At 63.3% G+C, this 23,159-nt stretch carries 22 protein-coding genes and 1 pseudogene; 11 read left to right on the top strand and 12 right to left on the bottom strand.

Annotated elements, in window-relative coordinates:
- Both AC3WLM_RS03515 and AC3WLM_RS03510 read left to right on the top strand, forming a co-directional pair.
- Positions 1 to 1,368 (top strand): alkaline phosphatase family protein, encoded by a 1,368-nt coding sequence (locus AC3WLM_RS03515; protein ID WP_492478086.1) that lies wholly within the window; start codon positions 1 to 3, stop codon positions 1,366 to 1,368.
- A gap of 202 nt (positions 1,369 to 1,570) precedes the next feature.
- The gene (locus AC3WLM_RS03510; protein ID WP_492476614.1) at positions 1,571 to 1,759 is read left to right on the top strand and encodes a hypothetical protein; all 189 of its coding nucleotides are present in this window, start codon (positions 1,571 to 1,573) and stop codon (positions 1,757 to 1,759) included.
- Between the two features lie 64 nt (positions 1,760 to 1,823).
- Here AC3WLM_RS03510 and sucD read toward each other — a convergent pair whose 3' ends face one another.
- Positions 1,824 to 2,714, bottom strand: a complete 891-nt coding sequence (gene sucD, locus AC3WLM_RS03505; RefSeq protein ID WP_118074255.1) for a succinate--CoA ligase subunit alpha — start codon at positions 2,712 to 2,714, stop codon at positions 1,824 to 1,826.
- Positions 2,714 to 3,913, bottom strand: coding sequence for an ADP-forming succinate--CoA ligase subunit beta (gene sucC, locus AC3WLM_RS03500; RefSeq protein ID WP_492476613.1), 1,200 nt, complete (start codon positions 3,911 to 3,913; stop codon positions 2,714 to 2,716). The genes sucD and sucC overlap by 1 nt, the downstream gene beginning before the upstream one ends.
- 490 nt (positions 3,914 to 4,403) lie before the next feature.
- Here sucC and AC3WLM_RS03495 point away from each other — a divergent pair, with 490 nt between their 5' ends.
- Positions 4,404 to 4,931 carry a ferritin-like domain-containing protein gene (locus tag AC3WLM_RS03495; RefSeq protein ID WP_169745771.1) on the top strand — a complete coding sequence of 176 codons (528 nt, stop codon included), beginning with the start codon at positions 4,404 to 4,406 and terminating at the stop codon, positions 4,929 to 4,931.
- A 20-nt stretch (positions 4,932 to 4,951) separates the two neighbouring features.
- Here AC3WLM_RS03495 and AC3WLM_RS03490 read toward each other — a convergent pair whose 3' ends face one another.
- On the bottom strand, positions 4,952 to 5,602 hold the full coding sequence (locus tag AC3WLM_RS03490; protein ID WP_230487803.1) for a TetR/AcrR family transcriptional regulator: 651 nt from the start codon (positions 5,600 to 5,602) through the stop codon (positions 4,952 to 4,954).
- Between the two features lie 120 nt (positions 5,603 to 5,722).
- On the opposite strand from AC3WLM_RS03490, the gene AC3WLM_RS03485 reads away from it, so the two are divergent.
- The 6 genes and pseudogenes from AC3WLM_RS03485 to AC3WLM_RS03460 all read left to right on the top strand — a co-directional run bounded on the left by AC3WLM_RS03485 (position 5,723) and on the right by AC3WLM_RS03460 (position 11,849).
- Complete coding sequence (locus AC3WLM_RS03485; protein WP_492476612.1) at positions 5,723 to 6,640, top strand: sugar phosphate isomerase/epimerase family protein; 918 nt, start codon at positions 5,723 to 5,725, stop codon at positions 6,638 to 6,640.
- Complete coding sequence (locus tag AC3WLM_RS03480; protein WP_492476611.1) at positions 6,633 to 7,130, top strand: C-glycoside deglycosidase beta subunit domain-containing protein; 498 nt, start codon at positions 6,633 to 6,635, stop codon at positions 7,128 to 7,130. The genes AC3WLM_RS03485 and AC3WLM_RS03480 overlap by 8 nt, the downstream gene beginning before the upstream one ends.
- Positions 7,127 to 7,447: pseudogene (locus tag AC3WLM_RS03475) on the top strand (TonB-dependent receptor); the annotation flags it as partial. The gene AC3WLM_RS03480 and the pseudogene AC3WLM_RS03475, both read left to right, overlap by 4 nt.
- 73 nt (positions 7,448 to 7,520) lie before the next feature.
- The gene (locus tag AC3WLM_RS03470; protein WP_492476610.1) at positions 7,521 to 9,506 is read left to right on the top strand and encodes a TonB-dependent receptor; all 1,986 of its coding nucleotides are present in this window, start codon (positions 7,521 to 7,523) and stop codon (positions 9,504 to 9,506) included.
- 92 nt (positions 9,507 to 9,598) lie between these two features.
- Positions 9,599 to 10,516, top strand: a complete 918-nt coding sequence (locus tag AC3WLM_RS03465; RefSeq protein WP_492476609.1) for an alpha/beta hydrolase — start codon at positions 9,599 to 9,601, stop codon at positions 10,514 to 10,516.
- Position 10,517: 1 nt separating this feature from the next.
- Positions 10,518 to 11,849 (top strand): family 1 glycosylhydrolase, encoded by a 1,332-nt coding sequence (locus AC3WLM_RS03460; protein WP_492476608.1) that lies wholly within the window; start codon positions 10,518 to 10,520, stop codon positions 11,847 to 11,849.
- A gap of 3 nt (positions 11,850 to 11,852) precedes the next feature.
- Here AC3WLM_RS03460 and AC3WLM_RS03455 read toward each other — a convergent pair whose 3' ends face one another.
- The 4 genes from AC3WLM_RS03455 to hppD form a co-directional block, all read right to left on the bottom strand.
- On the bottom strand, positions 11,853 to 14,165 hold the full coding sequence (locus AC3WLM_RS03455; RefSeq protein ID WP_492476607.1) for a xanthine dehydrogenase family protein molybdopterin-binding subunit: 2,313 nt from the start codon (positions 14,163 to 14,165) through the stop codon (positions 11,853 to 11,855).
- Positions 14,162 to 14,683, bottom strand: coding sequence for a (2Fe-2S)-binding protein (locus AC3WLM_RS03450; RefSeq protein ID WP_492476606.1), 522 nt, complete (start codon positions 14,681 to 14,683; stop codon positions 14,162 to 14,164). The genes AC3WLM_RS03455 and AC3WLM_RS03450 overlap by 4 nt, the downstream gene beginning before the upstream one ends.
- Before the next feature lie 86 nt (positions 14,684 to 14,769).
- Entirely contained in the window at positions 14,770 to 15,312 is a 543-nt protein-coding gene (locus AC3WLM_RS03445) for a VOC family protein (RefSeq protein WP_492476605.1), read from the bottom strand.
- Complete coding sequence (gene hppD, locus AC3WLM_RS03440; protein ID WP_039338639.1) at positions 15,309 to 16,427, bottom strand: 4-hydroxyphenylpyruvate dioxygenase; 1,119 nt, start codon at positions 16,425 to 16,427, stop codon at positions 15,309 to 15,311. Before hppD ends, AC3WLM_RS03445 begins: the two co-directional genes overlap by 4 nt.
- A gap of 213 nt (positions 16,428 to 16,640) precedes the next feature.
- On the opposite strand from hppD, the gene AC3WLM_RS03435 reads away from it, so the two are divergent.
- The gene (locus tag AC3WLM_RS03435) at positions 16,641 to 16,874 is read left to right on the top strand and encodes a hypothetical protein (protein WP_492476604.1); all 234 of its coding nucleotides are present in this window, start codon (positions 16,641 to 16,643) and stop codon (positions 16,872 to 16,874) included.
- 410 nt (positions 16,875 to 17,284) lie between these two features.
- Positions 17,285 to 17,446: a hypothetical protein gene (locus AC3WLM_RS03430; protein WP_492476603.1), complete on the top strand. Its 162-nt coding sequence runs from the start codon at positions 17,285 to 17,287 to the stop codon at positions 17,444 to 17,446.
- A gap of 526 nt (positions 17,447 to 17,972) precedes the next feature.
- On the opposite strand, the gene AC3WLM_RS03425 is transcribed toward AC3WLM_RS03430, so the two are convergent.
- From AC3WLM_RS03425 to AC3WLM_RS03405, 5 genes are read right to left on the bottom strand one after another with little or no spacing between them, the layout of a single operon-like run.
- Positions 17,973 to 18,623 (bottom strand): hypothetical protein, encoded by a 651-nt coding sequence (locus AC3WLM_RS03425; protein ID WP_492476602.1) that lies wholly within the window; start codon positions 18,621 to 18,623, stop codon positions 17,973 to 17,975.
- A gap of 2 nt (positions 18,624 to 18,625) precedes the next feature.
- Positions 18,626 to 19,084: a hypothetical protein gene (locus tag AC3WLM_RS03420; RefSeq protein ID WP_492476601.1), complete on the bottom strand. Its 459-nt coding sequence runs from the start codon at positions 19,082 to 19,084 to the stop codon at positions 18,626 to 18,628.
- Positions 19,085 to 19,119: 35 nt separating this feature from the next.
- Positions 19,120 to 22,128, bottom strand: a complete 3,009-nt coding sequence (locus AC3WLM_RS03415) for an intermediate filament family protein (RefSeq protein WP_492476600.1) — start codon at positions 22,126 to 22,128, stop codon at positions 19,120 to 19,122.
- Positions 22,125 to 22,859 (bottom strand): hypothetical protein, encoded by a 735-nt coding sequence (locus AC3WLM_RS03410; RefSeq protein ID WP_492476599.1) that lies wholly within the window; start codon positions 22,857 to 22,859, stop codon positions 22,125 to 22,127. Before AC3WLM_RS03410 ends, AC3WLM_RS03415 begins: the two co-directional genes overlap by 4 nt.
- 1 nt (position 22,860) lies before the next feature.
- Positions 22,861 to 23,157, bottom strand: a complete 297-nt coding sequence (locus tag AC3WLM_RS03405) for a hypothetical protein (protein ID WP_492476598.1) — start codon at positions 23,155 to 23,157, stop codon at positions 22,861 to 22,863.
- Positions 23,158 to 23,159: the final 2 nt, after the last annotated feature.

Here is a 23,159-nt window from a genome sequence, read left to right as displayed (position 1 = left end):
ATGCGCGGCCTTTCATCCGCAAGAGCCCTGATTGCGGGCGTCGTGCTGCTTGGCAGCACGGCGCCCGTCGTCGTCAAGGCCCAGGAAGCACGCAAGTCCGCCCTACTGGTCTCGATCGACGGTCTGCGCCCCGGCGACGTGCTTGAAGCCGACAAGCGTGGCCTCAGGATTCCCAACTTGCGCCGGTTCCTCAAGGAAGGGGCCTATGCCACTGGTGTGATGGGCAATCTTCCCACTGTCACCTATCCCAGTCACACTACGTTGCTCACCGGCGTCGCCCCGGCGATGCACGGCATCGTCAGCAACACCACCTTCGATCCCAGGCAGATCAACTACGGCGGCTGGTACTGGTACGCGCAGGACATCACCGCGCCCACGCTGTGGGACGCCGCCAAGGCGGCGGGCCTCACCACCGGCAACGTCCACTGGCCAGTCAGCGTCGGGGTCAAGTCGCTCACCTGGAACATGCCGCAGATCTGGCGTTCGGGCCACGGCGATGACCGCAAGCTGATCCGCGCGCTGGCGACGGACGGCCTCTACGAAGCGCTCGAACACGATTGCGGCGCCTATGCCGACGGGATCGACGAAGGTGTCGAGGCGGACGAGAACCGCACGAAGTTCGCCGTGCGCCTGATCGAGACGAAGAAGCCGGAGTTCCTGACGGTCTACCTCGCGGCGCTCGACCATGAGGAACACCTTTTTGGCCCGGGGAGCGCAGAGGCGAACGCCGTGCTCGAACGTCTGGATGCCGCTGTCGGCAAGCTCGTCGCCGCCGAACTCGCCGCGCGCCCCGACGCGACAATCGCACTGGTCAGCGACCACGGCTTCGTCGCCACCGACACCGAAGTGAACCTGTTCCGCCCCTTCATCGACGCTGGCCTCATCAAGCTTGGCGCCGACGGCAAGGTTGCATCGTGGGACGCCATGCCGTGGCCGTCGGGCGGCTCGATCGCCATCGTCCTCGCCCGCCCCGATGACGCCGCGCTCAGCGGTCTGGTCGGAACACTGTTGGAAAAGCTTGCCGCCGATCCACAGGCGAAGATCGCAAGGGTCATCGACAGGGCGGAGATTGCCAGACTGGGTGGCAATCCGCAGGCCAGCCTCTTCGTCGATCTGAAGCCGGGCGCACTGGCAGGGAACTTTGCGGTCGACGCGCCGCTCTCGAAACCCTCGCGCTACAAGGGGATGCACGGCTATTTTCCGGCAATGCCCGAGATGCGATCGACCTTCCTCGTGATGGGCAAGGGCGTGGCCAGGGGGCGCAGTCTGGGCGAGATCGATATGCGCGCGATCGCTCCGACCTTGGCCAATGCCATGGGGGCGAAACTGCCCGATGCACAGGTCCCTGCTGTGAAGGTCGGCGAATAGGCTTTGCCCTTCAACCTCCGGGAAGAGTTTCGGCTCTGCCCCGGAGAGTTGGGGTAGAGTTGCCCGAGAGTCCGCAAGAGTTGGAAAGCTCTCCGGATGGCGACCACGTTGCGGAATCTTGACGAGATTCGAATGCGTTGGCGCGACTCAGCAGGCCTGCCGCAAAAGTCTACGGCGCATTCCCGCTAACAATTGGCAAACCATGAAACGCGGCCTTTTTCGCACGATCGACACATTCCTGGGCGAATGCGCCCGCGTCCACGAAGACGCCGGCGACGCCTTCCCTTACCTCCGTCCCGAACTCTATCGCCGGCTTGGTTTTACCCCGGCTTACGAAGAATTGCCTTTTCGCGCAGATGCCAGTGAGGCTGCGGCACGACGGCGGACCTGACGCACAAGAAAAAGAGCCCCCGCTTTCGCAGGGGCTCTGATGTTCTTGCCACAAGGCGTTGGGTTTACACCCTTTCCTTCAGCACCTCGGCCAGTGTCTCGCCCAGCAGCGAGGGCGAGGCGGAGACCTTGATGCCGGCGGCTTCCATGGCCGCGATCTTGCTTTCAGCATCGCCCTTGCCGCCCGAGACGATGGCGCCGGCATGGCCCATGCGGCGGCCCGGAGGCGCGGTGCGGCCCGCGATGAAGCCGGCCATCGGCTTCTTGCGGCCACGCTTGGCCTCGTCGATCAGGAACTGTGCGGCCTGCTCCTCTGCATCGCCGCCGATCTCGCCGATCATGATGATCGACTTGGTGGCTTCGTCGGCCAGGAACAGTTCGAGCACGTCGATGAAGTTGGTGCCGTTGACCGGGTCGCCGCCGATGCCGACAGCGGTGGTCTGGCCAAGGCCGATGGCCGAGGTCTGGAACACCGCCTCATAGGTCAGCGTGCCCGAGCGCGAGACCACGCCGACTGAGCCTTCCTTGAAGATCGAACCGGGCATGATGCCGATCTTGCACTGGTTGGGCGTCAGCACGCCGGGACAGTTCGGACCGATCAGGCGGCTCTTCGAACCCGACAGCGCGCGCTTGACCTTGACCATGTCGAGCACGGGCACGCCCTCGGTGATCGCCACGATCAGTTCCATCTCGGCGTCGATCGCCTCGAGGATGGCGTCGGCGCAGCCCGAAGGCGGCACGTAGACGCATGATGCGGTCGCACCGGTGACGGCCTTGGCCTCGGCCACGGTATCGAACTGCGGCAGGCCGATGTGGGTGGTGCCGCCCTTGCCGGGGGTCACGCCGCCAACCATCTGCGTGCCGTAGTCAAGCGCAGCCTGCGTGTGGAAGCTGCCGGTCTTGCCGGTCATCCCCTGCGTGATGACCTTGGTGTTCTTGTCGACGAGAATGCTCATTATGCAACCTTCCGGACTTCAGCGACGATCTTCTTGGCGGCATCGCCGAGGTCGTTGGCGGGGACGATGGGCAGGCCGGAGTTGGCGAGGATGTCCTTGCCCTGCTGGACGTTGGTGCCTTCGAGGCGGACGACCAGCGGAACCTGCAGGTTCACTTCCTTGGCCGCGGCAACGATGCCGTCGGCGATGATGTCGCACTTCATGATCCCGCCGAAGATGTTGACGAGAATGCCCTTCACCGCCGGGTCCTTGAGGATGATCTTGAACGCCGCGGTGACCTTCTCGGTCGTCGCGCCGCCGCCCACGTCGAGGAAGTTGGCGGGGAATTCGCCGTTCAGCTTGATGATGTCCATCGTCGCCATGGCAAGGCCGGCGCCGTTGACCATGCAGCCGATGTTGCCGTCGAGCTTGATGTAGGCAAGGTCGTACTTGCTGGCTTCGATCTCGGCCGGGTCTTCCTCGGTTTCGTCGCGCAGCGCCATCACGTCGGGGTGGCGGTAGAGCGAGTTCGAATCGAAGCTCATCTTGGTGTCGAGGACGAGCAGGTTGCCGTCCTTCGTTTCCACCAGCGGGTTGATCTCGAGCATGTCGCAATCCAATGCCACGAAGGCGTTGTAGAGCTGCTTGGCGATCTTGCCGGCCTGCTTGTTGAGATCGCCGGTCAGCTTGAGCGCATAGCCGACGGCGCGGCCGTGGTGCGGCATGAAGCCTTCGGCCGGGTCGATGGTGATCGTGGCGATCTTCTCAGGGGTCGAATGCGCGACCTCCTCGATGTCCATGCCACCCTCGGTCGAGACGATCATGGCAACGCGGCTCGAAGCGCGGTCGACGACCATCGACAGGTAGTATTCCTTCGCGATATCAACGCCATCGGTGATGTAGAGGCGGTTGACCTGCTTGCCGGCCTCGCCGGTCTGCACCGTGACGAGCGTGTTGCCGAGCATTTCCTTTGCAAAGGCCTCGACTTCCTCGATGCTCTTGGCCAGGCGCACGCCGCCCTTGGCATCGGCAGGCAGTTCCTTGAACTTGCCCTTGCCGCGACCGCCGGCATGGATCTGCGCCTTGACCACATAGAGCGGCCCCGGAAGCTGCTTGGCCGCAGCAACCGCTTCCTCAACCGTCAGCGCCGCAATCCCAGCCGGAATGCCGACACCAAACTTCGCAAGCAGTTCCTTCGCCTGGTACTCATGGACGTTCATTCAACATCTCCTTGGCGCCGAGCGCCATATCGACCACCAGTACGCAGGAAGCATGAAGCTTGCCGCCCTGTTCACTGGTGCAAAGTTCGCCACAGCGCGCTCTCAACCCTGTATCAGCAGCCCGCAGGCCGGTCAGGAGATACCGCAAGCACGGGTTTCCCGGACAGATCAGGGCCGTGAGCGGCCTTCCGCGCAGCCTCCGTGCATTCCACGGCTTGGCCTGTCAAATGCAATTCCGCAAACTTGCGAATCTCCGATTTGCAACCATCCACGCCATCGGACAGCTCATCCACAGTGCCCGGCCGGGGCAAGGCGAGGCGACGCAGCATCGCTCATCGTCTCCCGCCTGGGGCGACGCCACAGATCGGCTTGGTAAATCGACAGAACGCCCGCTGCGTGGGGGATGCCGTTGCCACGGCAGCGAATTGGCCCGGACCCGCCGACGGCTTCCGACCGTTGAAGGGGGGACACCCTCAACCGGAGATTAATCATGGATTCGAACAACCCGACATTCGGCACGACGGCAAGCACGAACGGGGCAAGCATGAACGGGGCGAGTGTGACTGGCGGCGATCCGGATGGCGATGTCACCGTACTCAACACGCTGATTGCGACATTGCTGGACAGCGTCGAGGGCTACCAGACATCAGCCGAAGATGTCGACAACGAGCAATATCGCCGCATCTTCCTTGACCGTGCCCGCGAACGGCAGTCAGTTGTCACGAAACTGCAGGCTGCAGTTGGCCAGCTGGGCGGGAATCCCGAGGACGACAGTTCGACCATGGGGGCGATCCATCGCGCGTTTGTCGATCTGAAGTCGGCAGTCATGGGCCGCGACGACAAGGCTATCATCAACGAGGTCGAACGTGGCGAAGACTACCTGAAGGAAAAGTTCGAGACCGCGATGAACAATGCGGACCTCTCGGCTATTGCGAGGCAGGCCGTCAACGAGGCCTGGGGCTCAGTGCGCGAAGGCCATGACCAGATGCGCAACCTGAAGCACGGACTTGCCCGCTGAGCCAGCCGTTTTCCTGACCATCAGGCCATCAGCCTGAGTGCCTGCCGGACGATCTCGGGTGCGAGTTCGTCCGGCATTGGTTCCAACGGATGTGCGCGCAGCATCGCTCGGTTTGTCTGAAGCGCAAACCCGAAGATCGCGCTCCAGATCGTGGCGATGCGCAGGCTGCGCTCACGCTCGGACAAGTGCCCCGTGGCGCGCGAGACTTCACGTCGCAACATCTGGAAGCCCACTTCCTGTTCAGGGGCAAGCTCGGGCGCTAGCTGTGGGCGGACCAGTTCGCTTTCGTACATCAGCGTGAACATGTTCGGATTTGCAGCAGCAAACCGGATGAAGTGAAGAAGGTTGGCGAAAAGCACTTCCTCTGGCGCATCTGCGACCGCTTTTTCGGTTTCGGCGAAAAGTTGGCGATACCCTTCGAGGGCCACCGCAACGAGCAGCGCCCGTCGATCGGGAAAATGGTGATACGGCGCCCCGGGGGACACGCCGATCTCTTCAGCCAGCTTTCGAATCGACAACCCTTCATGACCTTCGCGCGCGACGAACGCGCAGGCCGCTGCGAGCAGCTCGCTGCGTAGATCGTCGCGGTGCGAAGGCTTGCCCCGCCGTTCCCGTATCGCTGCGTTCCCCGTCATTCCTGCAGCTTTGCTTGGTTTGACGCCAATGCGCAAGCCGCTTGCGCACCCTCTTGCGCCCCCCTTGCCCTCGTATTGATCATCGATTAATAGGCGCTCAAATAAGCGGTGATCAATAGCGTCAATCCGGACGCCGCCGCGACAGGAGAGGTTAGCGTGAGCAGCTTCAAGTACGGCGTATCGCTGTACAGCTACACTGATGACTTCGGCACGGTGATGACGCTGGACGATGCGTTCGATCATGTTGCCGACACCGGCTCGACCGGCATCGAGATCCTTGGCGAGACGAGCGTGCCGCTCTATCCTGAGCCGGCCGTTGTGTGGATCGACGACTGGTTTGCCAAGCTTGAGCGCTTTCGGCTCGAGCCGACCAATTTTGCTTGCTGGGTCGACACGCGCATCCAGCTGGACCGCAACATGAGCGTCGAAGAGGGCGCGGCGCAGATCGCGCAAGACCTGCGTCTGGCGCACAAGCTGGGCTTCAAGTTCATCCGGCCCAAGTTCGGCGTGATCGACCATGACCTGACGCCCGACCCGATCTGGGAAGGTGCGGTCGAGCGCAATCTCGATCTGGCGCACCAGCTCGACCTGGTGATCCTGCCCGAGATCCATTCACCTACGCCGATCCGTCATCCCGTCACCGACGCCTATGTGAAATTCATCGAGCGCACCGGCACCAAGAACTTCGGCCTGATGATCGACACCGGCATCTTTCAGGATCGCCCGATCGATCACTGGGGTGGTGGCATCACCGACGAGATCAAGAAGGGTGCGCTGAGCTTCCTCAATGGCATCAACACGCCGGTCGAGCATCTGGCCGACGTGATCCAGTACGTGCCGTTCATCCAGGCGAAGTTCCACAACATCGACGAGACGCTGCACGACCACCAGATCCCGTGGGAGCGCATCGTGCCGATGCTCAAGAAGCTCGGCTACGCCGGTTATCTGTCGAGCGAGTACGAGGGTAAGCGCGACCCTTGGGTGGCGATCGAGCAGGTGCGCCGCCAGCACGCACTGATCCGCAAGCTCGAAGAAGAATATGACGCCGCGAACATGGAGACGGCCAATGCTTGAGCGCAGCCATATCCAGAGCACCGGCTTCCGCAATGTTGGGCCTGAAGGCGCCCGCACCGGGTTCGAGGTCCGCATCCGCCAGGCCAACTACCGCTCCTCGCGGCTGAGCCTGATCGAGGGCGTGGACATTACCGTCGACGGCGTCGTCTATCCCGCCGAGGGCAACCTGTTTCGTCTCGGCGACAAGGAATATACCCGGGATGAACTGAACGAAGCGACGCAGACCCGTCTTTACGTTGGCGACTACTTCACCGTGGTCGTTCCCAAGGAGGGCGGCCTGACGCGCGGGGTTCATCTCGTCGGCAGCGCGATCCGATATCGCCACCCCTATTTTCCGCCAGAATTTCAACCCGCCATCGTCCGCAACGAACGCCACGCGACGATCATCCTCCCCTGGAGGGCCGAACCTCCGGGGTGGAGCGCCGGCGGTGCGGACCGGTGGGCACCAGCACATTTCCGCATAATCGTTCAGAGGGAGGATAATCCGTGAACATCAGCAGGAAGACCCGGCTCGTGCAGTCGGCATCAATTGCAGCCATCGCGCTGTTCTCGTCTGTACCCGCATTCGCGCAGGCTGCCGACCAGTCGGCAGCGGACGAAGCCTCGGCACCCGGCGAAATCATCGTTACTGCCCAGCGTCGCAGCGAGAACGTGCTCAAGGTCCCGGTCAGCGTGACCGTGGTCGGCTCGGAGCAGCTGATCCAGCGCGGCGCCAATGATCTTACCGCCGTGACCAAGCTCGCACCGAGCCTTCAGGTGGCGCAGGACAACACTTTCTCGGTACGGGGTGTCGGTACGGCCACGTTCTCGAACACTGTCGAGGCCAGCGTCTCGCAGGTCATCGACGATGTCGTTCTCGGCAACCGTGAATATGCCGCCAATGCCTTTCTACGACGTTGCTCGCGTCGAAGTCCTGAACGGGCCGCAGGGCCTCCTGTTCGGCAAGAATGCTTCGGCCGGTCTGGTCAACATCACCACCAACAAGCCCAAGCTCGGCGAACTGTCATTCACCGCCGATGGCGAACTGGTGCAGCGCGCGCGCCCGGGCGACGATGGCACGGGGTACCAGATCCGCTCGACGGTCAACGCTCCGCTGGGTGACAAGGCGGCGCTGCGCCTCAACGCCATCTACAGCGACCAGGACCCGATCACCGTCCCCAAGGTCAATCCGGCAGTCCGCAACGATCTGGGCCTCGAGAACCTTGGCCTGCGTGCAAAGCTGCTGTTCGAGCCGACCGACAACCTCTCGGTCTACGTGATTGGCGACTACAACCGGCAGCGCGGCATCACTGGCCGCTATGACATCACCTTCCGCCAGTTCGGCCCCGGCAGCCAGTACCCGGCGCGTGGCCTTGTCGCAGGTACGGACAACCTGAACTTCGCGGCTGAAGCGCCGAATTTCCGTGACAGCGATACCGGCGGCCTTCAGGCCAACATCAACCTGCGCCTCGGCAACGGCATGGAGCTGAGCAGCATCACCGCGTGGAAGCAGGCCAAGGTCGATTTCCAGTTCGATTCCGACCAGACGCCGTTCAACTTCTTCAGCTTCAACGGTGCCAATCAGAAGTACGACCAGTACTCGCAGGAACTGCGTCTGGCCCTCCCCAGCGGCAATGCCCTGTCGGGTCAGTTCGGGCTCTACTATTACCGCTCGGTCGGCAACAGTTCCGGCTACCGTGGTGGCAACAACGGCGTGCCAGACTTTGTCGCGGTCGGCTTCCCGTTCTGCATCGGTGCCACTGTCACGCAAGGGCCGCCGCCCGCTTGTGGCGTGAACAACCGCTCGTTCCTCGGCCAGGACTTCCAGTATCGCCTGCAGAACGACAGCTATGCAGCGTTCGGCCAGCTCGGCTACCAGCTGACCGACACCCTCAAGCTGACCGCTGGTGCGCGCCTGACCTACGAAAAGGCGCAGATCAACTTGCGCGAGAACTTCGGAAACTACTTCGTCACGCTTGGCGTGAAGAAGAACGTCACCGACCAGAGCACCGACGCCACCGATCTCAGCTACAAGCTGGGCTTCGACTGGCAGGCGACGCCGGACCTGATGGTCTACGGCTTCTACGGCGAAGGCTTCAAGGGACCGGGCTTCTCGAACACGGCACCCGCGCCGAATGCCGATCTCGCCGTACGTCCGGAAATCTCGCGCGGTGGTGAACTCGGCATCAAGGGCAAGGCTCTCGACGGCGCGCTGACCTTCAGCGTTTCAGGCTTCTACACGAAGTTCTATGACCTGCAGGTTCAGGCCTTCGTGCAGGCGCTCCGCACCTTCGTGCTGGGCAACGCGGCCACGGCAACGACCAAGGGCATCGACTTCTCGTTCCAGGCACGGCCCTTCGAAGGCCTGACCCTGTCGGGTTCGGCGTCGTATGCTGATGCGACGTTCGACGACTACCCGGGCGCGCAGTGCTACCCGACGCAGACGACCGGCGGCTGCAAGGCCGACATCAACTCGTCGCTGCCTGGCTTCGTCGGCACGTTCAACGCCAAGGGCTACCAGCTGCCGCTGTCCTCGAAGTTCACCGCGACGCTTGGCGCTGAATATGCTGCGCCGATCTCGGAAGGCCTCGAAGCACAGTTCGGCATGGGCTACTATCACCGCTCGCCGCAATCTGCGGGTATCGGCGCACCGTTCACGATCCCGACCTGGGATACGATCGACCTGCGTGCCGGCGTGAAGGCAGACAACTGGACCATCAGCCTGTTCTGCAAGAATTGCACGAACGAGGTCCGTCCGATCTCTGTCGGTTCGGACGGTGGCGATGCCAACCCGGTTGGTGTTGCTCCGCCAGTGCTGACGCTGAACCAGCGCTTCAGCTTTGAATCGGTCCGCACCGTCGGCGTGCGGGCAGGCATCAACTTCTGATGCAAGAGGGGCCGCCGCCTTCGGGTGGCGGCCTTTGCTTCTGTCGCATCCGTCGAAGAGCGGACCGGCACCTGTCGAGAAGGATGAACTGGATGATCATGGCCGCACTTCGGCATTCGATTCTTGGCCTGAGCCTCGCGCTCCTTGCGAGCGCATCCGTGCATGCGCAGAGCGGCATTTCGACCGAGACGGTCGCCGCACCGGCCCAACCGAACACCGTCATCCTGCCCACGGCCGGGAAGGTGGACCGCGAGGTCTGGCATCCCAGCGACCTTGGGCGCTATGCCGTGCGCAACGTCACCCGGCCGACGCTCACCGTATTCCAGCCCGTCGGCAAGCCGTCGCCCGCGTCGGTGATCATTGCTCCTGGCGGCGCGTTCCTCGGCCTCGAGATGGACAAGGAAGGGTGGGAAGTAGCCCGCTGGTTCGCCAATCACGGCGTGACCGCGTTCGTGCTCAAGTACCGCACCCTGCCAACACCGCTTGACCAGAAAGTCTTCGTCGCCGAACTCGACAAGATGATCAGCGGGCAGAAGGCCGCCTTTGCTCCTCCGGCCGACACGCCCGCCGAAGCGCTCGAAGATGGACTTGCAGCACTGCGGCACGTCCGCGCCAATGCCGCCACCTTCGGGATCGATCCCAAGCGCGTCGGCTTTATGGGGTTTTCCGCTGGTGGCTTCCTGACGCGCAGCGTGGTGGAGAAAGGCGGCGCTGACCGTCCCGACTTTGCCGCGCCGATCTACCCCAACATGGGACCGATGACCGTGCCTGCCGATGCGCCACCGATGTTCGTGGCCATTGCCGCCGATGATTTTCTGCTGGCGCGCGAAAAGGGCCTGCCGCTGCTCGACAGTTATCGCGCTGCTGGCAAGTCGATCGAGTTCCACCTTCTTTCATCGGGCGGTCACGGTTTCGGGGCCGGACCCGCTGGCTCTCCTGCGGAAGGATGGCTTGAGTTGATGTATCGTTGGATGCGCACGCAGGGCCTGCTGGCAACGGAGAAGAAGTGAGATGATCGATCGTCGCAGCTTGATGGCTTCGGCCGTGGCCCTCGGCGCTTCCGCCGCGGTCAGCGGTAGTGCGCTCGCGCGGCGTGCGAAGATGAAGCCAATTGATCCGAGGTTTCCCGAAGGGTTCCTGTGGGGCGCTGCAACTGCCGCGCACCAGATCGAGGGCAACAATCTCAACGCCGACCTGTGGGTGATCGAGAACGTCCCCGGCACGATCTTTGCCGAACGGTCGGGCGATGCCGCAAACAGCTTCGAACTCTGGCCGGTCGATCTCGATCTGGTGAAGGGCATGGGCCTCAATTCCTATCGCTTCAGCCTGGAATGGGCGCGGATTGAGGCCGACGAGGGACATTTCTCCAACGCCATGCTCGATCATTACAAGGCGATGATCGAAGGGTGCCGCGCGCGGGGCCTCAAGCCGGTCGTCACCTTCAACCACTTTACCACCCCGCGCTGGTTCGCTGCCAAGGGCGGATGGCACAATCCTGAATCGCCCACGCTGTTCGCCCGCTTCTGCGATCGCGCCGCGCGGCATCTGGCTACAGGCATCGAACTTGCAACAACGCTGAACGAGCCCAACCTCGCAGGCGTGATCGGCGAAATCCTGCCACCGCAGCTGCTTGCCGGTGACAAGGCAACGCAGGAAGCCGCCGCAAAGCAGCTTGGCGTGCCGCTCTATACGCCGGGCGTCTCGCTCTACATCAAGGACCCGAAGACCTACCGCGCCAACATGATGGAAGGGCATCGTCGCGGCGTTGCTGCGATCAAGGCGGTGCGGCCTGACCTTCCGGTGGGCGTGAGCCTGGCAATCCTCGACGATCAGGCGGTCGGCAAGAATTCCATGCGCGATCAGATCCGCGAGCGCTACTACAATGAGTGGCTGCGCCTGGCGCGTGAGACCTGCGATTTCATTGGCGTGCAGAACTATGAGCGCAAGGTGTGGAATGCCAAAGGTCCGCTACCCGCACCTGCCGATGCGCGCCGCAATGCCGGCGGGATCGAGGTCTGGCCGGGCTCTCTGGCTGGTGCGGTGCGGTATGCCTACGAGGTTACCAAGCTACCGGTCTACGTCACCGAGCACGGCGTCAATTCCAACGACGATGCCTTGCGCCAGTGGCTGATCCCGGCCGCGCTTGCCGAATTGAAGCGGACAATGGACGATGGCGTACCGGTGCGCGGCTATTTCCACTGGTCGCTGATCGACAACTTCGAATGGGGCTTCGGCTACCACCACCGCTTCGGGCTGCATTCGTTCGACCGCGAGACGTTCAAGCGCACGGCCAAGCCCAGCGCCGAAATGCTGGGCTCGATCGCGCGAAGGAACTCGCTCTAGGACTCAGGCCAGCGCCGCTTTGACGTATGCCGGTCGGAGCGGCAGGCGGCGCACGGGTTTGCCGGTGGCGTCAAGGACGGCTGCGGCAATGGCCGGGGCGGCCAGGGCGTTGGCGCTTTCCGAACCTTGGCCATAGTTGCCCGCAGCAAGGTTGGTTTCGAACACCACCTTGATTTCGGGCGCTTCGGCCATGGTCAGAATCGGGTAGCTGGCCCAGTCGGCCGCGGTGATCGCGCCTCGGTCGAAGCTGACTTCCTCATGCAGCGCCTGGCTCACGCCCATCAGGCAGCCAGCCTGGATCTGGCGGCGCAACTGCAGCGGATTGATGACGATGCCGACATCGGCGACCATGGTCATCCGTTCGACCTTGACTTCACCGCTCTCCGGCATGACCGCGACGTGCGCCGCGCAGGCCCAGTAGCCGTTGTCGCGCAGCATGATCGACATGCCGCGGCCCTTGACCACGCCTTTTCCGCTGGCGCGGGCGCCGGGGGCGGGTGAGGGGCGGCTGTCCCACGCGGACTCGGTGCGCAGCTTCTCGATGATCGCCTTGAAACGCGGGTCGGTAACGTGATCGAGGCGGAATTGCAACGCGTCCTTGCCCGCCAGCATGGCCGCTTCGCTCATTGCCACTTCACGCGGGAAGTTCTGCTGGAACTGGATCGGCGTGCGCATCGAATGGTCCCGCAGGCCCACTGCGATCGGCGATTCCTTCTCGCCGATCTGCCAGGTGCTCATCGCCTTTTCGTGCACGGCGGGGACGTTGCCGTAGACCCAGGTATCCTGCATCTCATTGATGCCGTTCTGGAACGGATCCTTGGTAACGGCCGCAGGGGCATCGATCACCGGCAGGCCGGCAAGCAGCGCACCGACCAGGCGATCATCCTGCATCGGCGGCACGCGGTGTTCGGCTGCATAGCCTGCGATGCGCCCGTCCTTGTCGAGCTTGATGGCGATATCCGCCAGCGCGCACGAGGATTGCGTGGTCCACTGCATCTCGTCGGCGCGCATCCACTGCACACGCACCGGCCGGCCAAGTTCGCGCGAGAGAAGCACGGCTTCGTCCTCGCTCCCTGCGCTGCCACCATTGGAGCGGCCATAGTGGCCCGATCCTGGATAGGTGCGCACTACCACCTTGTCCTCGCCCACGCCGAGCATCCTGGCGATCATGTGGCGCAGATGCTGGGGGTTCTGGCTGAGAGTGTGCAGGGTGACCGAGCCATCGGGGCGGTAGTCGGCCAGTGTGACCATCGGGCCGATCGGGGCGTGCTTATGGTAAGGCAGGAAGTACGATGCCTTGTGCTCCCGCGCAGCGGGCACCTTTTCGGGCTCACCCTTGTTGGCCGCGCCATCGCGTGACGGGAAGACGGTCCAGTCGGCCTTCGACCGCAAATGGTCTGCCAGGCCTTCGTGGCCGGGCAGGCCCTGCCAATCGCTCCACTGCGTCTCGGCGGCAACAGCCTGAGCAGCCTGTACCGCCTCCCACTCGTCAGGTGAAACCACGGCAAGGAGGTTGCCGATCGTCACCAGTCGCGCGCCCGGAAACTGCGCGCCGTCCAGCTTCCCGGCCTTGACCAGCTTCGAACCCAGCGTTGCGGGGTGGATGGTGCGGGCGTGGAGCATGCCCGGCAACTTGACGTCGCCGACCCAGACCGCTTCGCCTGAAACCTTGGGGCGGGTCATGGGGTTGGCCGATGGCTTGCCAATGATCGTGTATTCGGACACCGGTTTCAGCGGCGGCTCGCCCTTGACCGTCAGGCCCATCGGGCTGGTCAGTTCGCCTTCTACCGGGATCGTCAGCTTGAGGTCCTGTCCTTTCACGAGATCGGCATAGCTTATCGCCTTGCCGCCGCCGGAGATGACGCCGTCCTTCACGCTCAACGCCTTGCGGTCGACCCCAAGCTTGCCCGCGGCGAGTTCAAGCGCCGCCTCGCGCATGTAGGCTGCAACCTTGCGCAGGTTCTGGACATAGCCAAGCAACCAGAACGTGCCGCCGCCATCGGGCGTGCGGTCGGTGTCGCCGGTGATCACCGTGGTCATCGCCGAGAGCGGGACGCACAGTTCTTCGGCGACGATCTGGCGATAGGCGGTGTTGACGCTGCTCTGGCCGAAATCGCATTTGCCGGTGCGGATCGTGACCGTTCCATCCGCCTTGAGCTCGATCCAGCTGGCAGCCGTGGTTGCGTCGAGCGAGGCCGGGGCGGCGGTTGGCGAAGCCTTGACCGGCAGGCTGACCGCGACGGCGAGCGCTCCCCCGGTGCCGATAAAGGCGCGGCGGGAAAGTCGGGCGCCGTGGATGTCGAGGGCTGCGCTCATGCTGCGCCTCCCTCGGCCATCAGCTTGGCCGCACGGTGCGCGCCTTCGAGGATCGCGGCATAGCTGCCGCAGCGGCACAAGTGCGGGGAGGGGCCGGAATTGGTCAGCGCCTCGCGGATGTCCGCGTCGGTCGGCTTGGGGTTCGCCTCGAGAAGTTCGGTAACCTTTATCATCATGCCGAACTGGCAGATCCCGCACTGCGGCACCTGTTCGTCCACCCAGGCCTGCTGGACCGGGTGCAGCCGCTGAGGGTCGGGCGCGAGGCCCTTTTTCTCGGCCCAGCGCGCGGGCAGGCCGTCAACCGTGGTGACCGGCTTGCCTTCCACCGCCGAGACCGGCGTCACGCAGGCGCGCACCTCTTCGTCGCCAAGCAGGATCGAGCAAGCCCCGCATTGCGCAAGGCCGCAGCCGAACTTCACGCCCATCACGCCCAGTTCGTTGCGAAGGACATAGAGCAGAGGCGTATCGGGCGAAGCCTTAACCTCGCGCTGCTTCCCGTTGACGACGATCTTGGTCACACGCAACTCCCCCGCGATGAAGAAACTGTTCTAACGGCAAATTCCGCCGTTGAACAGCGAAGGAGGGCGCGTCCCTGTTCCTTTGGTCAGGCCGTTGCCGGGTCCTTGTGCAGCCATTCGGCATGGCGTGGGGCGCGCTTGGTCTGGCTCCATTCCTCAAGCATCACCGCTGCAAGATCGGCCAGTTCGGCATATTGCTCTGCCGTGCCGATGTTGCAGGCCAGCTCGAGCCGGTGGCCGTTGGGATCGAAGAAATAGATCGAGCGGAAGATGCCATGGTATGTCGGCCCCAGCACGTCCACGCCTTCCGCCTCGAGATGAGCCTTGGCTGCCTGCAGGGCTGCCTCGTCCTCCACCTCGAAGGCGATGTGCTGGACCCAAGCGGGCGTATTGGGATCCTTGCCCATTTCGGGCTGGTTCGGCAGTTCGAAGAAAGCCAGCACGTTGCCGCCACCGCAGTCGAGGAAGACGTGCATGTAGGGGTCGTCTTCGCCGGTGGAGGGCACCTTGTCCTCGGCGAATGCGGTGGTGTAGCGCATGCCCATCACGCGCTCGTACCAGTCGACCGTTTCCTTCGCGTCGCGGCAGCGATAGGCGACATGGTGGATGCGCTTGATCTGCGGGATCATTCTGCCGTCTCCTCGACCTGGAGGACGCCACGGCGCATCTGATCGCGCTCCATCGACTGGAACAGCGCGGTGAAGTTGCCTTCGCCGAAGCCCTCGTCCTTCTTGCGCTGGATGAACTCGAAAAACACCGGGCCGATCTGGGTTTCCGAGAAGATCTGCAGCAGCAGGCGCGGATCGCCCTTTTCGGTCGAGCCATCGAGCAGGATGCCGCGGCGCTTCAGTTCGTCCACCGGCTCGCCATGGCCGGGCAGGCGTTCGTCCAGCATCTCGTAGTAGGTGTCGGGCGGGGGCGACATGAACGGTGTGCCGGTGGCCCTGAGCTTGTCCCAGCCGCCGATCAGGTCATCACAGGCAAAGGCGATGTGCTGGATGCCCTCGCCATTGTAGGCGCGCAGGAATTCCTCGATCTGCCCGCCACCGGCCTTTGCCTCCTCGTTCAGGGGAATGCGGATCTTCCCGTCCGGCGCAGTCATCGCGCGACTGGTGAGGCCGGTATATTCGCCCTTGATGTCGAAATAGCGGATCTCGCGGAAGCCGAACACGCGCTCGTAAAACGCCGCCCAGTGGGCCATCCGCCCGCCGTAGACGTTGTGGGTGAGGTGGTCGATCGTGTGGAAGCCCGCTCCCACGGGGTGACGGTCCACCTCCGGCAGGTATTCGAAGTCGATGTCATAGATCGAAAGATCGCCGAACGCGCCGCCCTCGTAGCGGTCGATCAGGTAGATGATCGAACCGCCGATGCCCCGGATGGCCGGCAGGCGCAGTTCCATCGGACCGGTGCGCACCTCGACCGGCTCTGCCCCACGTTCGATCGCGGTGGCATAGGCCCTGGCCGCGTTGCGCACGCGCCAGCCCATGCCGCAGGCGGACGGCCCGTGTTCGGCGGCGAAATAGGCGGCGGGGCTGCGCGGCTCGTAGTTGGCGATGAGATTGATGCCGCCCTGGCGCCACAGTTGCACGGCTTTCGAGCGGTGGTTGGCGATATGGGTGAAGCCCATTCGCCGGAACACCGGTTCGAGGCTCCCGGCCTCGGGCGCGGAAAATTCGATGAACTCGAAGCCATCGAGGCCCAACGGGTTTTCGAACAGGTCGGTCGAACTTGGGGACTGGCTCAAGGATATCTCCGATTCACCCGCGCGAAAGCGGTGCTTATGCAAAACTGGTTTCATTTAATACCAGATTGAAGCCTGCCTGTCGTGCACAATCTGCACCAGGTCGGCACGCGTCGCACCACCGCTGCCTTGCGACGAGCCGAACCGTGCCAATGCCGCGCCGCAAGGCATGGATCGAATTCTTCGTATTTTCAGGCAACTATGTTAGAAGGAGCCATGCATGGTGGGGTTCGGCCAAGTCCCAGCGATCAGCGCCTGCGCGAGATTGCCGCGCATCTGCGCACGGCTTTCCGCGTCAGCGACGATCATGACGTGACCCTTTCCGACCTTGCAACAGCCGTCGATTCCCCTGAACTGGCTGAGATATATCAGGAGATAAGGGCGCTTCAGACGGAACAGGTCCAGCGTCTCGAGCGATTGCTTGCGCGAATTGCCGACAACGACACCTGACGTTCACAGCGCTGCAGGCAATGGTGCGGCTACAGGAAACGCATTGTCCCGATAGCGAATTGAAAACGCTAGACTTCTGATTTGACTGCATTTCCGAGGCCCCAGATTAAGGCCCCCAAAGCCCCACGGTGCCCCAAACTTTTTTCACCAGTTCGGACCCAACGCCCCCACGGCGCCCCCTTTGCCCGTGCTCTGCACCGATGATATGTTCGCTTCACAGTCTCCATCGACTCGGACCTAGATGGGGCTTGCTCTTCGGAGCGGCGCGGTAAGGCAAAGGCTCATGGTCGAGCGTGTCCGAGGACCATGGCCCATGTTCAACCCTAAGTGCACTGCGCACAAAGGAGGCCATGATGCCTATCCCGAATGAACTTGTCCTAAGTCCGTCTGATGATTCCCGTCTGCGCCGTATGGCGGCCCGCGCTGGCTATGTCCTGCGCAAGTCCCGTTGGCGGGCAGGATCGATAGACAACTATGGCGGGTACATGCTGGTCGACCCCGACACGGGCGGCGCTGTTGCTGGAGGTCGGTTCGATCTCACTGGCTCTGAGGTCGCTGCGTACCTGGTCTAAAGCAGGGGGCAGACTGCAAGTTGCTCTCAACCCCCCTTCGCCTGAGAGTTCTTGCAGTCTGCATCGCCCACAATGGCGGAATTGCGCCGTTTCCGAACGATCGAATGTGCCACCGCATTTGCAGCGATAGCGAGAGTTCTTGGAGTCTGTTCTCGTGCCGTAGGAAGGGCAGGGAGCGCGTTGGCCCTGTCGAGGTCACGCGGACACGTCGAAGCCTCCTGTCGCGTCTGTGTGCCCCGTCTGGCGGGAAGGGCGAGGATGATCAGGGAGAAAACGCGGGTCCTACCTGCGACCAATCAGGACCCTAAGCGCTGGCAGACCGCAAAAAAGCATCGCCCCCCGATTTTTCAGGTTCGAATGAGTTTCGGGTTCGAGTCCTGAAGGCACAAAAAAAGGCCCCCGGTGGGCACAACCGGGAGCCAGTGAAAGGCCACGTGCGAAAGCAAGAGGGCACGGACCCAATAATGAGGGGGGCGGCCAACTCGCTACCGCCCCCCAAGCCGAGCGGGGAAAGGAAACCGCCCGGCTATGGCATCCCGACCTCGTTTCGCACTGTCACGCCCTTCATGACCGGGCCGATTTTGCGGATATTCGAAACCACGTCGACCACTGCAGGCGGTACGGGGACAAACCGGCGATAGTCGAGAATTCGGCTTGTACCTGCCACACCTTCCACGGCGAGACGGCAAGGAAGCACAAGCCCCGCAAAGCCCTTAACGGCATCTTCGATCGCGCGGGCCGCGGCGTAGCAGTCGACAAGGCGCTGTGCAGCGTCCCTTGCTTCTGCCCGGATCTCTGCGGCCATGGGGGCGAGAGCTTCTTGCACGCGCTTTGCGGCTTCGTCCTGATTGGCCTGCCAATCGATCTGCGCTTGCCTCAGGCGCTGGTCTAGTTCCGTCCGGGCCTCCCTCAGGTTCTCCCGCTCAAGAATGAGCCTGTCGCGATCAGGCGCAACCTCTGCGGCCTCGCTGGCTTCCCCACCCGCAACAAGGGCACTGGCAAGCGCCTCTGCGTTCTGTGCAGGGCTCTTGGCCAGTTCGGCGCCGATCTCTGCGCGGCGATCGTCGGCCTTCGCGATGGCCGCGCGGATCTCCGCCATTTCTGCCGTGAGAGCGTCGGCCTTGGCATTGAAGGTCGAGAGGTCGAGCGCCTGAATAGCTTCGAGATGTTCGGTCATGATCAGGCCCTCCCGGTCCGCTCGAGCATTTCGGCGCGGGCCTCTTCCCAGTTCACCGCCTTGCCGATCTGCGCGGCCCGGTTGCCGGTGGTCTGGAGTGCCGCGATTATTTGCGAGGCCGTGAAGCGGTGCGGCCAATTCAGGAGATGGGCGGCCATCTTTTCGCGGCCTTGGCTTGCCTCATGTGCCAGCACGGTTGCCCAACGCTTCTTTTCCGCTTCATTCGCGCTCTGAATGATGGCGGCGCGGTCGACCTTGGCGGATTGATGATTAGCCGGGGAAGCTTTGGCCGTAACGGTGGTCACGGCCGGCACGGTTCGGGCGGCAATAGGGGCGCTGTTGCGAGAGAGCGCCGCGGCAAGGCCGATCTGTGCGGCGCTCTGCCCGTTAAGGCGAGCACGATAGGCGGCGAGGCGGGATGAGCCGCCTACCGGGCCGGTGAATCTGCTTAGATCTTCCATGGTCGTTCCTTTCGAAGTTTGGGCACAAATGAGGGTCAGAAGTATCCGCGCGCCGGCATGGCGAGGGAGGTGGAGCCGTTCGCGGCTGCTGCGGAAAGCTGCGCGCGTACGGAGGTGATGAGGTTGTCATTGATCGCGTCCAGCCGCCCGCCCAGCGCTGCAATGAGCGCCTGCGTCTGGTTGTCGATCGCGCTGGTTGTGGCCTGCTGTTGCGTTGCCAGTTGCGTGAAGGGGCTATCACTTGCTGAGGCGGCGGCGGCCTGAGCTTCCTTCCCGGCAATCGCGCTGTCGGTCAGAGCGCGGATCTCATCAGCACGGGCATAGAACGCCCCCGTAGAGCCGGAGATTTGCCGTTCGATCTCGAGCAAGTCCTGAGCGGCCTTTGAGAAGGCGTCGAATGCCGTGGCGTCCCCTGCCTGCACCCGGGCCTTGAGCGGGTTGTAGATCGCTTCGGCTTGCGCCTGGCGGTCGCGGAGAGAGTAGAAGTCGGAGCCGACTGTCAGGTACTCTTTCAGGCCCTTGAGCGAACCGAGGATCCGTTCGTTGGCATCCCGCACCGCGTCGGCGCGCCGGATGCCGTACAACTCTTCGAGTTGGGCCATTTCGGCCGTGCTCGCACCCGCTTCCTTGAAGATGTCGATCAGGCGGCGGAATTCGAGGTTCAAGGTGTCCAGCGCGGCCCCGGTCGGGTCGCGATAGGCTTTCAAATCCTTGAATACCTGCTCGAACGAAAGCGCACGATTGAGCGCCCGCTCCACGTCCTTACCGGTCTGCAATAGACGCTTTGCGCCCTCACGAATGCCCTGGATGGCGCCGTCCTGCAGGGCATTGAGAAGCGCGATACGGGCGGCCTCTGCAGGGTCCTTGCCGTTGTAGATCGCATCCGGAGACTTGTAGAAGTTCTTGCCTGCCACATCGGAAGAACCAGAAGCCGAAACGCGAATCCAGCCCGAGGATCTCGTACCGATGCTGACCGCGTAGTCGCCAACCGTGCCCCCGAGACGTTCTGCAATGGACTGGAGTTGCGCTGAGATGCTGTCGCCCGTGTTCTGCGCACCTTGGGCCAGTTCGCGGTTGTTCCCGCCACTGGTAACGCCCCGGTTCGAGATGACCGCAAATCCGCTGGTCGTTTTCTTGAAGGCAGAGCCGAGAGCGCCGCCAAGCACACCGCCGAGCACTGAGCCGATAGGCCCCATGGCAGAGCCAAGAGCACCCCCGATGCCCTTGCCGAGCGCCTTGCCCGCTACTTCGCCGAGGATGCCCCCGATGGCGCTTCCGGCGTTGTTGCCCTTGCTGCCGAGGAATACTTGTCCTGCCGCGCTGCCAATGCCGGCGCTTTCCAGCACTTTCGAGAAGCTGCCACGCGAGCCGAAAACTTTGTCCAGCGAGGACAGGATCTCATCCCCGAGAAGCTTGATCTCGCGATTGCCGTTCGCATCGGTCGACGCCCAGCCAACGGAGCCGATAGTCTTGAGCAACACCCCGGCCGGGCCGCGCACTCCGGAATAGTCACCGGTCGCCAAGCCCGCCACTGCCCTGGCGATACCTGCGAGCCCCGAGGCGCTGCCGCCGACTTGCTCTAAGAGCGCGATCGTTTCGGCAAGCTGGTCGTTCCATGCACCTTGCGCGTTCGCGGTCCGGATAACTTCGTCTGTGGCGCGGCGCTGCTTGGCGGCGAGCGCTTCGAACATGCCATCTGTTCCGCGGTCCAGTCCCTTGCCGAGCGCCTGCTTGTTCCAGTCCGCGAACTTCTGGATCGATGCGATTTCCGCGGCCAACTGCTTATTGAGTTCCGCGATCTCGTCTTTGTCAGCCTTCACCTTGGCGGTCTTGGCCTTCGTCTGCTTTTCGGTCGCGTAGGCGTCCTTGAGGCGCTTCGCGGCGAGGTCGCCCATGATCTTGTCGAGCGACACGGCCGATGCCCGCTCATTGTCGAGAGCCTGGCGGCCTTCCGCGATCTGCGCATTGATCGCCTTGAGTTCCTGCTGTTGCTTGTAGACGAATTGCAGTTCGCCCGTCTTGGGATTGCGCACGCCCCTTTTGGCGATATCCGCCTCCAGTTCGGCGCGGCGCTTTACCAGAGCATCGATATCCTTCTGCGCATTCGGGACGGTGCTTTTCTCCGCCTGCTGTTGGCGCTGTTTCTCGATAAGCTTCTGGAGCGCCCCGGTTGCCACGGTGGCCCCGGTCGCGATCTCGTAAAGCTTGCCGATGAAAGGCGCGGTCACGATCGCGGCCGTTGAAAGCGCAACGCCCCATGGTCCCGCCAGAAATCCCGCGAGGCGAGACGTCCCGCCAGTCATCAACTGCACCGCCTGCACCGTCTGGCCAAGCTGCGAGGCGAAGATCTGGCTTGCGTTCGCCCCGAGCGAAAACATGGTCGCGGCATCGCCGATTTGATACCCGAGTTGGAGCATACCTTGCCGAGCGGCGGCGCTCTTGCCCGTGAGGTTGTCATTGGCCGCGCCGAACGTCTGAGCGGTCACTCCCGCGCGCTGCATGGCAAGCTGAAGCTTTTCCGCTGCCTCTGCCTGTACTCGCGCGGCGGCGGCGGCCTGCCCTTCGCTGTCCGCAAGTTCCTTTGCCGCGGCGATCGATAGCCGGGTGGCCTGGCTGAAGTCACGTTCGGCGAGGGCCGCAACCTTCGTCGCCTCAGCCAACTGCCTTGCGACCATGGCGCGGCGTTCTGCCACGGCTGCAGCTTCACGGGCCCCGGCAACGTCAACGTCAATCCCGCCCGATGGCGTGGTCCTGCCACTGAGGGCGGCGTCCAGATTGCGCCGGGCAGATGCCGAGAAGGTTTCGAGCTTTCCGAGTGCCTGCATGGTCACGCGGTCGACTTCGCTGGTCAACGCGTTCTTGGCCGATGGCGGCATGGTGAAGGCCTTGACCATTTCGACCTGCGTATCGGTCGAGAACTTACTCATGCGATCTGCGGTGGCCGCCGTGAGTTCGGCGACGGCCTTCATGAATGAGGCCTTGGCTTCGTCGGCGCCTTTTGCCTCAAGCCGGATGTAACCGGGGAATACGGGAGCATTGCTCATTTCTTCGTCCTTTCGAATGCTTCGCGGAAGAGGCGCGGAAGGTCCGCTTGCACTCCGGCGAGGATGGCGTTCACGTCGACACGGGCGGCGCGGGACGTTCGCGGGATGGCGACGAAGGCAATCAGCAACTCGCGCCGCACCTGTCCGCGCCTGGCTTGCCCGTTCTTCTTGAGGGACCTTGCCGAGCCCTTTGCCCCGGTGAGTGAAACCCCCGCGCCTTGGACTGCGAGAAGGGGATAACCGTTCACGCTCTTCAGTTGCACTAGAGGGCCAATCCTGCGGTCTAGCCCGAGATTGTCCCAATTACCGGGTGTCACGCGCTGGCGACGGCCTTTGCCACCCGCAAGCCGTTGAATGTCCGGTGTGGCGATCCAGAGCCAGCGCCCGCGCTTCGGTGCGATATCTGCGCCGGCCGTGTATGCCTCCAGAGCGCCGCGCGTTCGCTCGCTGCGACTGCGGACAAACACGGTCCCGCTCGCGCTCCAGCCGCCCGCCTCTCTGCGATGGATTCCCCGGCCCGATGACAAGTCGGATGCCGCGCCAAGCCCATTGCCCAACCTGCCCAGCCCCGCGCCCGCCATGGCATCCCGGATCGATCGAACGGCAATCTTCGCGGCCTTGTCGGTCGCTTCCAAAGCGGCGAGTTCGAGGCGCCGATCGATGCTGAGGCCGAACGCGCGGTACGGCCCGGCGAAGTTCCCGCGCTCAAATTTGGCGGCTAGGCGCGGCATCTCAGGCTTCCCCGCGCCGCTGGATCTTGTAGCTGTCGAGCGCTTCGGCCTCAGCGAAGTGAGCGCCTGCAGCGATATCGAGGGCAGTGACAATCTGGTCGATCGCAACTTCGGGCACGGCTTCCACGGCTTCAATGAGTTGCTCGAAGGACCAATCCTGATTGTATCCGATGCTTTCCAGTGTCGCGGATGCTTCCGAGAGGCTCATGCCTTCGCCCGATTTCGCCTTCTCCCAAGCCCGGAGGCTGCGCTCTTCACTCGGTGTCAGCTTGCGACGGAGGGGGGTAACATTGGTCATGG

It is taken from the genome of Novosphingobium sp. FW305-C-30-35 (genome assembly GCF_058783135.1).
This window is presented reverse-complemented; position numbering and strand designations above follow the sequence as displayed.